Below are 11,332 nucleotides of genomic sequence, written 5' to 3'. Positions count from 1 at the left end.
ACGATGACCGAGGCGCAGGAATCCGACCACGCGGGGCAGTCCGTGCCGCAGACCCGCACGGCGCGCCACCGCAGGATCGTGGACATCCTGAACCGTCAGCCGGTGCGCTCGCAGAGCCAGCTGGCCAGGCTCCTGTCGGACGACGGGCTGAGCGTCACCCAGGCGACGCTCTCCCGTGACCTGGACGAGCTCGGTGCGGTGAAGATCCGCAACACCGGCGGCGAGCTGATCTACGCGGTGCCGAGCGAGGGCGGTTTCCGTACCCCGCAGGCGCCGCTCGGCGGGTCGGCCAAGGAGGAGCGGATGCGCAGACTCTCCGCCGAACTGCTCATCTCGGCGGAGGCCTCGGCCAACCTCGTGGTGCTGCGCACGCCGCCGGGCGCCGCCCAGTTCCTCGCCTCGGCGATCGACCAGGCCGAACTCCAGGCGATCCTCGGCACGATCGCCGGGGACGACACGCTGATGCTGATCAGTCGTGACCCGAGCGGCGGCCAGGCGCTGGCCGACCATCTGCTGCGGCTGGCCCAGAACGACCGCGGTCCTCAGTAGCGGGTGATCGCGGTCGGGCCGGACGCCGTCCCGACCGCGATGTGCGGACGGCGGGCCGGGTCCGCCCAGGCGAGGATCCGGTCCATGGCGGCCGCCGGCACGGACACACAGCCGGCGGTCGCGCCCTTTCCGTCGACGTGGAGGAAGATCCCGGCACCCCTGCCCCGTACCGGCCGGTGGTAGTTGAAGCCGATGACGAGCGCACGGGCGTACTGGGTGGAATAGGCGACGAGGTGTTCGGCCTCGTCCGCGCGGCAGTCGGCGGGCCGGGGCTCCACCCAGCGGTTGTAGGCCCGGGAGGCGTTGTCCTGGCACCACCACGAGCTCTCGCCCGCCCGGCGGTACGGGTAGCGCGTGCCGGCCGGGGCCGCCTCGGTCCCGAAGGCGTACGGCAGGTCGTACAGCCCGGTGGGTGTGGTGTTCGTGCCCTGGGTGCGGGTGGCGCCCTCGGCCAGGCCGTTCGCCCCGAAGCGGGCGGGCACCGACCCCGCCGCCGTCCAGCCGCCCGCGCGCCGGTCCCACCAGGTGACCCTGCCCGTGACGGAGTCCGTGCCGGGGGCCTCGGCGGTGATGAGCTGCGTACCGCCGCCTGTGTCGGCCAGCCGCTCCGGCAGGGGCCGCTGCTCGGCCGGCCGAGCAGCGAGCGAACCGGCCAGGGCCAGCAGAACCGACGCGGTCACCAGGAATCTGTGCATGCTCCGGACCGTACGGTGCGTGGCCGCGCGCCTCCACCGCGTGTGCTCCGTACGGCCCTCCGATACGCCGTGGCGGGGCGGGTATGACGCGAAGCGGCAGGCACTCGGCCCGCAGCCGGCCGACCCGCAGACGCTGACCTGCAGCTTTGACAAAACATACGGACCATTGCATAGTTATGCCATTCGTGAGCGCGCCATGAGGCGGACGCACACCCCTTGCACTTCCGAGGAGCACGCAGTGAGCAACGGCACCGGCAACAGCGACGTACGCCTCTGGGGCGGCCGTTTCGCCGACGGCCCCGCCGAGGCGCTGGCCAAGCTGTCCGCCTCCGTCCACTTCGACTGGCGGCTCGCGCCGTACGACATCGCGGGCTCCCGTGCCCACGCGCGCGTGCTCAACAAGGCGGGGCTGCTCACCGCCGACGAGCTGGCCCGCATGGCCGAGGGCCTGGACTCGCTCGAAGCCGCCGTCGCCGACGGCTCGTTCACCGGCACCATCGCCGACGAGGACGTCCACACCGCCCTGGAGCGCGGACTCCTGGAGCGCCTCGGCCCGGACCTGGGCGGGAAGCTGCGCGCCGGCCGGTCCCGCAACGACCAGGTCGCCACGCTCTTCCGTATGTACCTGCGCGACCACGCCCGGATCATCGGCGGGCTGATCGCCGAGCTCCAGGGCGCCCTCGTCGGGCTCGCCGAGGCGCACCCCGACGTGGCCATGCCCGGCCGCACGCACCTCCAGCACGCCCAGCCCGTCCTGTTCGCCCACCATGTGCTGGCCCATGTGCAGCCCCTGATGCGGGACGCCGAGCGGCTGCGGCAGTGGGACGAGCGGACGGCCGTCTCGCCGTACGGCTCCGGCGCGCTGGCCGGATCGTCCCTCGGGCTCGACCCCGAGGCGGTCGCGGCCGACCTCGGCTTCGAGCACGGATCGGTCGCCAACTCCATCGACGGCACCGCGTCCCGGGACTTCGTCGCCGAGTTCGCCTTCATCACCGCGATGATCGGCATCAACCTCTCCCGGATCGCGGAGGAGGTCATCATCTGGAACACGAAGGAGTTCTCCTTCGTCACCCTCCACGACGCCTTCTCCACCGGGTCGTCGATCATGCCGCAGAAGAAGAACCCGGACATCGCCGAGCTGGCCCGGGGCAAGTCCGGCCGCCTCATCGGCAACCTGACCGGTCTGATGGCGACCCTGAAGGCCCTCCCGCTCGCGTACAACCGTGACCTCCAGGAGGACAAGGAGCCGGTCTTCGACTCCTGCGACCAGCTCGAGGTCCTGCTCCCCGCGTTCACCGGCATGATGGCCACGCTCACCGTCAACCGGGAGCGCATGGAGGAACTGGCCCCGGCCGGCTTCTCGCTCGCCACGGACATCGCGGAGTGGCTGGTCAAGCAGGGCGTCCCGTTCCGGGTGGCGCACGAGGTCGCCGGTGAGTGCGTGAAGGTGTGCGAGCAGCAGGGCATCGAGCTCGACGAGCTGACGGACGAGCAGTTCGCGAAGATCTCCGAGCACCTCACCCCGGAGGTGCGCACCGTCCTGAACGTGCCCGGCGCGCTGGCCTCCCGCGACGGGCGCGGCGGCACGGCCCCCTCGGCCGTCGCCGTCCAGCTCGCCGAGGTGAAGGCCGACCTCGTGACGCAGCACGCCTGGGCGACCGCGCGCGGATGATTCGCAGGCATCGCGGGCTACGTTGACGGGAAGGCGTTCGGAACCGACCCAGAGGAGCCCGCGATGCCCTTCGCCCGCCTGAACCGAGCGACCACCCCGACCTACCGCATCGGGCTCGGCCTGGCCGCCGTCGGCAGGCCCGGTTACATCACCCCGCACCGTGACCGGGATCTGCCGGGCGACCGGGGCGTGGACGCGCTGCGCGCCCGCACCCATGAACTCCTGGACGCGGCCTACGCCCAGGGTGTGCGCTATCTCGACGCCGCCCGCTCCTACGGCCGCGCCGAGGAGTTCCTCGCCGAGTGGCTGACCGCCCACCCCGAGGTCACGGACGTGGTCATCGGCAGCAAATGGGGCTACACCTACACCGCCGACTGGCGTGTCGACGCCGAGGCGCACGAGGTGAAGGACCACGGCCTGGCCACCTTCGAACGCCAGCACGCCGAGACGGCCGGACTGCTCGGCGACCGGCTCGACCTCTACCAGATCCACTCGGTGACCGCCGACAGCCCGGCACTGAGCGACAAGAACCTGCACGCGCGTCTCGCCGAGCTGGCCGCCGGAGGCACCACGGTCGGCTTCTCCACGAGCGGTCCTGGCCAGAGCGACGCCATCCGGGCCGCCACCGCGGTGACCGTGGACGGCGAACCCCTCTTCCGTACCGTCCAGGCCACCTACAACGCCCTGGACACCTCCGCCGGAGCGGCACTCGCCGATGCCCACGACGCGGGACTGACCGTCATCGTCAAGGAGGCCATGGCCAACGGCCGGCTCGCGGGGACCGAGGCGCCGGCCGTCGTCCGGGAGATCGGCGCCGAGGCCGGGCTGGACGCGGACGCCGTCGCCCTGGCCCTGGTGCTCCACCAGCCGTGGGTGGGAGTCGTTCTCTCCGGCGCGGTCACCGTCACCCAGCTGGCGGCCAATCTGCACGCGCCGCTGCTCGACCTGGACCCGGGCCGGCTGGACCGGCTGGCCGCCCTGGTGGAGGAGCCGGAGGCGTACTGGCGTCACCGGGCCTCACTGCCCTGGAACTGAGCGGACGGCGCCAGGCCGGCCGCGGCGCGTTCACGCCCAGTCGGAGAGGGCGTCGAAGTCCGCCCGCACCAGCCCCACCCAGGGGTCGACCCGCCGCAGCAGGGCCCGCCCCGGGTGGTGCGCGGCGACCCAGGCCGTGTCCGGGCCGGAGATCTCGTCGTCGACCCACGCGAACGGCCTGCCGTCCGCGTAGTCGACGACGTGGTGCGTCTTCCAGTACGTCCCGTCGACCGTGGCCGTGTGCATCGAGGGCCAGTCGATGTACGGCAGCGGCGGCAGCCCGATGCGCGGGCCCACCCACTCGTTGGCCTCGTCCTTCCAGGTGGTCGCCCAGACGAGTTCGTACCGGTCGGCGAGAGCCAGCAGCTCCTCCCCGTGTCCGGGGCTGAGCAGGACGGGCAGCGCCACCCCCGTCTGCCACCCCGTCGGCCGCATCCGGTGGAGCGTGTACCCCTCCGGGACGGTGCGGCGCGCCAGTGCCGCATAGGGGTTGAGCGGGCCGTCGATGTCGATCAGCAGCAGCGGCTTCATGGCGCCATGGTGCCCCCGGACAGCCCGGCACCGGTGGATCGTTCCCGGCTCCGTTCGGGCGGGGCGAGTGGTTGAGACGTAGGCGTCTCATTTGGGTTAGTGTCGTCTCATGACTCTCGATCGTGAGCAGGTGCTCCGGAGCGCCGCCGCCCTGCTGACCCGTAGATCCACGGCGACCATGGACGAGGTCGCCCGGGCGGCGGGCATCGGCCGAGCCACCCTGCACCGGCACTTCGCCGGGCGGGACGCCCTGGTCGGAGCGCTCGAGGACCTCGGGATCCGGGAGTTCGAGGCGGCTCTGGACTCCGCCGCGCTCGACGAGGGCACGGCCGAGGACGGACTGCGGCGGCTGATCGCGGCCGTCGAGCCGGGGGCGGGGCTGCTGGCGTTCCTCGTCACCGAGAACCAGCTCTTCGAGGGCGACGACGTCAACGAGGGGTGGAACCGTCTCGACGCCCGGGTCTCGGCCTTCTTCCGGCGTGGCCAGGAGCGCGGCGAACTCAGGATCGACCTCACCCCGGCCTGGCTGACCGAGGCACTGTACGGCCTGATCGGGAGCTGCGCCTGGTCCGTACAGACGGGCAGGGTCGCCGCGCAGGACTTCCCGTACATGATCGCCGAGTTGCTCCTGGGCGGAGCACGCCGGAGCGTGGAGAAATGAGCAGCACCTATTCGAGGGCAGGCGTCACGGGCGACCTGCACCATCCGGGCCGGTGGATCGCCCTCACCGTCCTCGTCCTGGCCGTGCTGCTCGTCGCCGTCGACGCCACCGTCCTCGGACTGGCGACGCCGTTCCTCAGCGAGGATCTCGAACCGACCGGTACCCAACTGCTCTGGATCGGCGATGTGTACTCCTTCGTCATCGCCGGACTCCTGGTCTCCATGGGCAGCCTCGGCGACCGCATCGGCCGGAAGAAGCTTCTGCTGACCGGTGCCGCCGCCTTCGGCGCGGTCTCCGTGCTCAACGCCTACGCTTCGAGCCCCGAGATGATGATCCTGGCCCGGGCGCTGCTCGGTGTCGCGGGTGCCACCCTGATGCCGTCCACGCTGGCCCTGATCCGCAATCTCTTCCACGACCCACGCGAACGCAGCCTCGCCGTCGGCATCTGGGGCGCCATGGCCTCGGCCGGGGCCGCCGTCGGGCCGGTCGTGGGCGGGCTCCTGCTGGAGCACTTCTGGTGGGGCTCGGTCTTCCTGATCAACCTGCCTGTGATGGCCGTCCTCGTCGTCGTGGGCATCAAGATGATCCCCGAGTCGAAGAACCCGGCCCCGGGGCCCTGGGACCTGCTCAGCGTGGCGCTCTCCCTGGTCGGCATGATCGGCGTCGTGTACGCCATCAAGGAGGCCGCCGCCCACGGCGTGAGCTGGGGGACCGGCGCGGCGGCCGTCGGAGGCGTACTGGCACTCACCTGGTTCGTGCGCCGCCAGCTCAGGCTCCCCGCCCCGCTGCTGGACATGCGGCTCTTCCACCACCGGGGGTTCTCAGGCGCGGTCCTCGCCGATCTCCTGACCATCCTGGGCCTGTCAGGGATCGTCTTCTTCCTCTCCCAGTTCCTGCAACTGGTCCAGGGAAGGGGCCCGCTCGAGGCCGGGCTCGCCGAACTGCCCGCGGCGGTCGGAGCGGTGACCGCCGGGCTGCTGGCGGGGAGGGTCGCACGCCGCTACTCCGTGCGCTCCGTGGTCGCCGTCGGGCTGGGGGCCATCGGCGTGTCGCTCGCCGTGGTCACGGTGATCCACAAGGAGACCGGCTATCCGCTGATCGGGGTCCTGCTCCTGGTGGTGGGCGTCGGCGCGGGATTCGCCTTCACCGTCACCTCCGACGTGATCCTCTCCAGCGTCCCGAAGGAACAGGCCGGCTCCGCGTCCGCGGTGTCCGAGACGGCGTACGAGCTCGGCGCGGCCCTCGGCATCGCGCTGCTCGGGTCCATCGTCACAGGCGTCTACAAGGGCTTCGGAACCCCCGAGGGCACCCCGGCCGCCGCGGCGACGGCGGCCCACGAGTCGCTCGGCGGAGCCGTGGAGACGGCGGAGCACCTCCCGGCACACCAGGGGAGCGAGCTCGTCGCCGCCGCCCAGGAGGCGTTCGTCAACGGACTGCGGGTGTCGGCGGCGGTCGGTGCCGTCGTACTCCTCGCGACCGCCGTCGCCGCGTGGTTCCTGCTGCGCGACCAGAAGCTGGAGGACGGGATCATCCCCGACGAGTGAGTGGCCCGGCGCGCTCGCGCCGGGCCACTCGGATGCACTCGTACGGCTCAGGCGGCCTTCGCCTTGGTGGCGTACATGTCGACGTACTCCTGGCCGGACAGCTCCATCACCTCGGTCATCACGGAGTCCGTCACCGCACGCAGGACGTACCGGTCGCGGTCCATGCCCTCGTAGCGCGAGAACTCCATCGGCTCACCGAAGCGGACCGTGACCTTGCCCGGGCGGGGCAGGCCGGCGCCGCCCGGCTGCAGCTTGTCCGTGCCGATCATCGCGAACGGCACGACCGGCGCGCCGGTCATCAGGGTCAGCCGCGCGATACCCGTACGGCCCCGGTAGAGCCGGCCGTCGGGGGAGCGGGTGCCCTCGGGGTAGATGGCGAAGGCCTTGCCCTCCTCCAGCACCCGGCGGCCCGTCATCAGCGCCGCGACACCGCCGCGGCCGCCGTCCCGGTCCACCGGGATCATGCCGCTGCCGGTGAAGAACCAGGCCATCAGCCGGCCCTTCAGGCCCTTGCCCGTGACGTACTCGTCCTTGCCGATGTAGAACACCGGCCGGTCGCAGCAGATCGGCATGATCATCGAGTCGATGAACGTCAGGTGATTGCCCGCGAGGATCACCGGGCCGTCACCCGGGATGTTCTCGGCGCCCTCCACCTGTGGCCGGAAGAGCAGGCGCAGGATCGGTCCGAGCACTGCCTTGATGACCGTGAGTCGGGACAACGCATCCTCCGGTGTCGTGGCCGGGCGGCCGGGGCGGGAATTCGCGAGGGTCTGTGCAGGTGAGGACGATACTCGTGGGTACTGCCTCTCCGCACATCGGGTTCACCCGGCGGATACGCAGTGTTGACGTGTGTTTCCGCCATGTTCGTCCATGGTCCGCCCCACCGATGGCGTAGCTGTCTACGATCAGGCCTCGCCCGAAGGTGCCAGACATCACTTGCGAGGAGCATTCATGACAGAGCGCGCGCAGACCGGGCCCGGCCGGCGGACCCTTCTCGGGGCGGCCGTCCTCGGCGCCACGGCCCTCGGAGCGGCCGGCACGGCGAACGCCGCCGGGCGTGGCGCCCCGGACGGACGAGGCGGCGGCCACGGCGGCTACCGTGACCTGCCCGTGCCCACCGTCGTGGGCCACCGGGGCGCCAGCGGCTACCGCCCCGAGCACACCCTCGGCTCCTACCAGCTGGCCCTGGACCTGGGTGCGCACATCGTCGAGCAGGACCTCGTGCCGACCAAGGACGGCCATCTGGTCTGCCGCCACGAGAACGACATCACCGGCACCACTGACGTGGCCGAGCACCCCGAGTTCGCGAACCGCAGGACGACCAAGCAGGTCGACGGGGTGTCCCTGACCGGCTGGTTCACCGAGGACTTCACCCTCGCCGAGCTGAAGACCCTCCGGGCCAAGGAGCGCATCCCCGGCAACCGCCAGGAGAACACGCTGTACGACGGCCGCTGGGAGATCCCCACCTTCGAGGAGGTCCTGCGCTGGGCCGACAAGGAGGGCCGCAGGCGCGGTGAGCCCGTCTGGCTCTACGTCGAGACCAAGCACCCCACCTACTTCAAGGGCCTCGGACTCGGCCTGGAGGAGCCGCTCGCCGAGCTGCTGCGCCGCCACGGCCGGCACCGGGCGAACTCCGCGCTGATCCTCCAGTCCTTCGAGCCGGGCTCGATGCGGCGGATGGCGGAGCTCGTCGCCACTCCCCGCGTCGTCCTGCTGTCCGGGCCGACGGAACGGCCCTGGGACTTCGTGGAGGCCGGTGACCCCCGTACCGTCGCCGATCTGGTGAAGCCCGCCGGCCTGAAGTGGATCGCGTCCTTCGCGCAGGGCATCGGCCCCACGCTCGACCTGGTCATCCCCAAGGACGGCGAGGGGCGGCTGACCACCCCCACCACCCTGGTGGCGGACGCTCACAAGCGGGGCCTGGTCCTGCACCCGTACACGATGCGCAACGAGAACACGTTCCTGCCCGCGGGCTTCAGGCGCGGCACGGACCCGAACGCGTACGGCGACGCGTTCGGCGCCTTCCAGGCCTACTTCGCGACAGGGATCGACGGGATCTTCTCGGACAACCCGGACACCGCACTGCTCGCGGCCGCGGACTTCGAGGGCTGAGGCCCGGAGGCCGGTGCCCGGTACGGGGCCGGGCGCGTCAGCCGCCCGGCCCGCATGCCCCGGTCGGGTGGAGCTCTCCCGGTGCGGCAACCCACCGGGCACGGTGAGCGTTGACGGTGCATGACTCTTCTTGATCATGTTCCGGCACCCCCGGCCGAGGGTGCGGGCGACGCCGGGCGCGCCCTGGTGCACGCCCTGCACGCCCTGGTGCGCGCCGAGGCGGGCGCCGAGGCCCAGGCGGCCGGGATCGAGGCCGCGGACCTGGAGCAGTCGGTGTGGCTCAGGCTTCTGGAGCCGGGCCGGGAGGCACTCGCGGACCCCGCCCGCCGGGTCCGCGCCGCCGTACGGGCCGAGGCCCGCGTCGCCCGCCGCAGGGTCCGGCGCGAGCGCGCCTACACCGCGGGTGAGCCTCCGGGTGACTGGGCCGGCTCCCCCGAGCGGATCACGGTGGGAGCCGACGAACGGCGTGCGCTGCGCGCCGCGGTGGGCCGGCTGCCCGGCAGGTGCCCACGGTTACTCGAGGCGATGCTGGCTCCGCACGATCCGACATACCGGGAAATCGCAGGGGAGTTGGGTATGTCACAGGGGAGTTTGGGCCCTATGCGTTCCCGATGCCTTGGATGTCTGCGCAGAATGCTGGCGGCGGAGGTTGTAGCTCCTGAACTGCGGGGAATGGAGCGGTAGACAACCGGCGGACCAGGTGAGCGGGAGGCATGCACACATGGGCATGAGCGTGACCATCTCGGCGGCGACAGCACAGGACGTCGAGCAGATCTTCAGACTCCAGTACCTCTGTTTCCAGAGTGAGGCGGAGCTCTACGGCAACTACCGGATCGACCCACTCGTCCAGACCCTGGACTCCGTCAGGGACGAACTCGCCACGGACCTGGTGTTCGTGGCCAGGCTCGGCGACGAAGTCGTCGGCTCCGTGCGCGGCTTCACCGACGCGGACGGCACCGGCCGGATCGGCAAGCTCTGCGTCCACCCCCGGCTCCGTAACCACGGCCTCGGGACCCGGCTCCTGCGGGCCGCGGAATCCGGTCTGGCGGACGGGCGTTCGGCCACCCGCTTCCGCCTGCACACCGGGGAGCGCAGCGAAGGGAATCTCCGGCTCTACCGCAAGGCGGGCTACGCCCAGGTGGGTAACACCACCGGGGGTGACGGCGTCCGGCTGGTCCTGCTGGAGAAGGACGCCACCGCGCCGGCCTATGTGACCAGTGCCTGAACCGGATGCCTGACGGCTCCCGTCGCGCCTGACGTCAGGCGCGACGAGCGCGGCGCAGCCAGATCATCCCGGTGACCGGAAGGATCACCGGGATGAACAGGTAGCCCATGCCGAATCCCGACCACACCGTGCTGTCCGGGAAGGCGGACGGCTCCAGGCGCGTCCAGGTGCCGACGATCAGCACACCGGCGAGCTCGGCGGCGCAGCACACCAGTGCCGCCCTGCGGGCCTTCTCCCCTCCCCGCACCAACGAGTACGTGATGAAGCCGTACACGACGGCGGCGACGGCCGAGAGGACGTACGCGAGGGGCGCCTTGCCGAAGTCCAGGATCATCTCGACGATCGAGCGGGACGCGGCGGCCACGGTGAAGACCCCGTAGAACCAGACCAGTACCCGCCCCGGCCCGGTGCCGAGGTCGAACTGCTGCTTCTGCTGAGGCGCGTCCTGCTGCGGGGCCGGGGAGGCGGGTGTGCCCGTGCGGTCGGTGTCGCTCAAGGTCAGTTTCCCCAGATGTCGTAGAGCCGTACTTCGAGGACGGCGAGCACGACCGCACCGGCCGACACGGTCACCGAGCCCCAGCGGGTCCGCTCCGACAGCGACAGGAAACCCGCCGCGGGCACGGCCGCGAACGCGCCGATCAGATAGGCGATGAAGATCGTCATGCCCTGGTCGGGCCGCTCGCCGCGCGCCAGCTGCACGATTCCCACGAGCAGCTGTGCCAGCGCCAGCACGGAGACGACCGCCATGCCGATGAAGTGCCAGTCCTTCGTGGGCTGGTCCCGGTAGGCGGCGAATCCGCACCAGGCGGCGAGGGCGAGCGCGGTCACGGCGACCGCGACCGTCAGGGCGTCAAGCATGAGGTCGAGGGTATTACGGACCGGCGGAGCCGCCGCGTGCGGCCCGGACGCCGGGCGGACGCGGGCGGTGTCCAGGGAGCGTGGCCTTTGCCACAGGGTGCGCACAGCATGATCGACCCGGTGATGGCGAGGCGGCCGGAACGTCTCACGTTTCCGCAGGTCAAGCCGGTGCCCGAGGCGATCCCGGCCACGGGGCGCATGTATCCACCGCCGTCCGCTATACGGACACGGGGGATCGCCGGAACGTTACGTCTGTTTTACTTGGGCCATGACCACGACGAGCTACCGCAGCCCTGCGACCGAGGCGATCCCGACGCCCGGTGCTCGTTGTATGTGTCGAATGCGCGCCTTCTGAGGGCCCCCGCCTGAGCCTCGCGCCCCGAAGCGAGACTGGGCCCGCGCCGTCCGCACCCGGCGGATCGAGCCGGCCCGCCCGTGCCACGCGCCCGG

At 71.5% G+C, this 11,332-nt stretch carries 13 protein-coding genes; 8 read left to right on the top strand and 5 right to left on the bottom strand.

Translation table 11 applies throughout. From position 1 onward, the window contains the following. Positions 1-3: 3 nt before the first annotated feature. Positions 4-549: an arginine repressor gene (locus tag ACIREO_RS17390; protein WP_404110430.1), complete on the top strand. Its 546-nt coding sequence runs from the start codon at positions 4-6 to the stop codon at positions 547-549. Here the strand turns inward: ACIREO_RS17390 and ACIREO_RS17385 are convergent. Continuing rightward, positions 543-1,244, bottom strand: a complete 702-nt coding sequence (locus ACIREO_RS17385; protein ID WP_404110427.1) for a L,D-transpeptidase — start codon at positions 1,242-1,244, stop codon at positions 543-545. The genes ACIREO_RS17390 and ACIREO_RS17385 overlap by 7 nt on opposite strands. Positions 1,245-1,482: 238 nt before the next feature. Between ACIREO_RS17385 and argH the strand changes: the two genes are divergently transcribed. Together argH and ACIREO_RS17375 are read left to right on the top strand one after the other, a co-directional pair. Then, entirely contained in the window at positions 1,483-2,916 is a 1,434-nt protein-coding gene (argH, locus tag ACIREO_RS17380) for an argininosuccinate lyase (RefSeq protein ID WP_404110425.1), read from the top strand. Between the two features lie 63 nt (positions 2,917-2,979). Next, entirely contained in the window at positions 2,980-3,951 is a 972-nt protein-coding gene (locus ACIREO_RS17375; protein ID WP_404110422.1) for an aldo/keto reductase, read from the top strand. 30 nt (positions 3,952-3,981) lie between these two features. On the opposite strand, the gene ACIREO_RS17370 is transcribed toward ACIREO_RS17375, so the two are convergent. Further along, positions 3,982-4,482, bottom strand: a complete 501-nt coding sequence (locus tag ACIREO_RS17370) for a hypothetical protein (RefSeq protein WP_404110420.1) — start codon at positions 4,480-4,482, stop codon at positions 3,982-3,984. A gap of 109 nt (positions 4,483-4,591) precedes the next feature. Between ACIREO_RS17370 and ACIREO_RS17365 the strand changes: the two genes are divergently transcribed. Next, entirely contained in the window at positions 4,592-5,143 is a 552-nt protein-coding gene (locus ACIREO_RS17365; protein WP_404110417.1) for a TetR/AcrR family transcriptional regulator, read from the top strand. Further along, on the top strand, positions 5,140-6,687 hold the full coding sequence (locus ACIREO_RS17360; RefSeq protein WP_404110415.1) for an MFS transporter: 1,548 nt from the start codon (positions 5,140-5,142) through the stop codon (positions 6,685-6,687). Before ACIREO_RS17365 ends, ACIREO_RS17360 begins: the two co-directional genes overlap by 4 nt. A gap of 47 nt (positions 6,688-6,734) precedes the next feature. Here ACIREO_RS17360 and ACIREO_RS17355 read toward each other — a convergent pair whose 3' ends face one another. Further along, a complete protein-coding gene (locus tag ACIREO_RS17355; protein ID WP_404110412.1) occupies positions 6,735-7,406 on the bottom strand; it encodes a lysophospholipid acyltransferase family protein in 672 nt (223 codons plus the stop codon). Between the two features lie 232 nt (positions 7,407-7,638). On the opposite strand from ACIREO_RS17355, the gene ACIREO_RS17350 reads away from it, so the two are divergent. The 3 genes from ACIREO_RS17350 (at position 7,639) to ACIREO_RS17340 (ending at position 10,024) form a co-directional block, all read left to right on the top strand. Next, positions 7,639-8,799 (top strand): glycerophosphodiester phosphodiesterase, encoded by a 1,161-nt coding sequence (locus ACIREO_RS17350; protein WP_404110410.1) that lies wholly within the window; start codon positions 7,639-7,641, stop codon positions 8,797-8,799. Between the two features lie 120 nt (positions 8,800-8,919). Next, positions 8,920-9,483 (top strand): sigma-70 family RNA polymerase sigma factor, encoded by a 564-nt coding sequence (locus ACIREO_RS17345; protein ID WP_404110408.1) that lies wholly within the window; start codon positions 8,920-8,922, stop codon positions 9,481-9,483. Between the two features lie 37 nt (positions 9,484-9,520). Next, positions 9,521-10,024, top strand: a complete 504-nt coding sequence (locus ACIREO_RS17340; RefSeq protein ID WP_404110405.1) for a GNAT family N-acetyltransferase — start codon at positions 9,521-9,523, stop codon at positions 10,022-10,024. A 34-nt stretch (positions 10,025-10,058) separates the two neighbouring features. Here ACIREO_RS17340 and ACIREO_RS17335 read toward each other — a convergent pair whose 3' ends face one another. Beyond that, positions 10,059-10,520 (bottom strand): hypothetical protein, encoded by a 462-nt coding sequence (locus ACIREO_RS17335; protein WP_404110402.1) that lies wholly within the window; start codon positions 10,518-10,520, stop codon positions 10,059-10,061. 2 nt (positions 10,521-10,522) lie between these two features. Continuing rightward, on the bottom strand, positions 10,523-10,882 hold the full coding sequence (locus tag ACIREO_RS17330) for a hypothetical protein (protein ID WP_404110399.1): 360 nt from the start codon (positions 10,880-10,882) through the stop codon (positions 10,523-10,525). Positions 10,883-11,332 lie beyond the last annotated feature (450 nt).

It is taken from the genome of Streptomyces sp. NPDC102441, assembly GCF_044765585.1.
Taxonomy (GTDB): Bacteria; Actinomycetota; Actinomycetes; order Streptomycetales; family Streptomycetaceae; genus Streptomyces.
The sequence above is the reverse complement of the archived record's forward strand: the minus strand, read 5'-3'. Positions and strand labels throughout refer to the sequence as shown.